Below are 741 nucleotides of genomic sequence, written 5' to 3' on the forward strand. Positions count from 1 at the left end.
CTCTGCTCTGACTGCCAAGGCATCCACCGTGTACGCTTAGTCACTTAACCATACAACCCCAAAAGGTTTCTGTATGGCAACTAACCAAGGTGTAAACTCGTTGTCTCATTATTTGAATGAGCGAGACAACATTTCGATTTTGCCGGACTCAAATATTAAACAAACATTGCCGAAGCAATATTGTTTCCAAGAACACTTGAATGTGTGTTGGTACCTAAATGATAAATCATCTAGGATTTGAGAACTTTTATTTGAACAACAACCGATCAAAGTCGTTGTTCGTCAGCTTTCCAAATTGTTAAAGAGCAGATTTTGTTTCTTTTGAAAGAAAAAAACCATTTTTAAAGGCACTTATATCTCTAGCTAAAGTAGAGAAGCGCGTTTAAAGATGGTATCCCGTAGGGGAGTCGAACCCCTGTTACCGCCGTGAAAGGGCGGTGTCCTAGGCCTCTAGACGAACGGGACTTAGGTCACTCTTAACTGTTTAAACATATCAATCTGTGTGGGTACTCATCGTGAAAATCATCGTATAAGGAGGTGATCCAGCCCCAGGTTCCCCTAGGGCTACCTTGTTACGACTTCACCCCAGTCATGAACCACAAAGTGGTGAGCGTCCTCCTCGAAAGGTTAAACTACCCACTTCTTTTGCAGCCCACTCCCATGGTGTGACGGGCGGTGTGTACAAGGCCCGGGAACGTATTCACCGTAGCATTCTGATCTACGATTACTAGCGATTCCGAC

Annotated in this window: 1 tRNA gene and 1 rRNA gene; both read right to left on the reverse strand. The window is 44.1% G+C overall.

From position 1 onward, the window contains the following. Positions 1-389 precede the first annotated feature (389 nt). Positions 390-465 (reverse strand) — tRNA-Glu (locus tag L4C54_RS24115). Positions 466-530: 65 nt separating this feature from the next. Then, a 16S ribosomal RNA gene (locus L4C54_RS24120) occupies positions 531-741 on the reverse strand; the annotation flags it as partial.

Source organism: Vibrio lamellibrachiae (genome assembly GCF_050337265.1).
GTDB classification, from domain to species: Bacteria; Pseudomonadota; Gammaproteobacteria; order Enterobacterales; family Vibrionaceae; genus Vibrio; species Vibrio kyushuensis.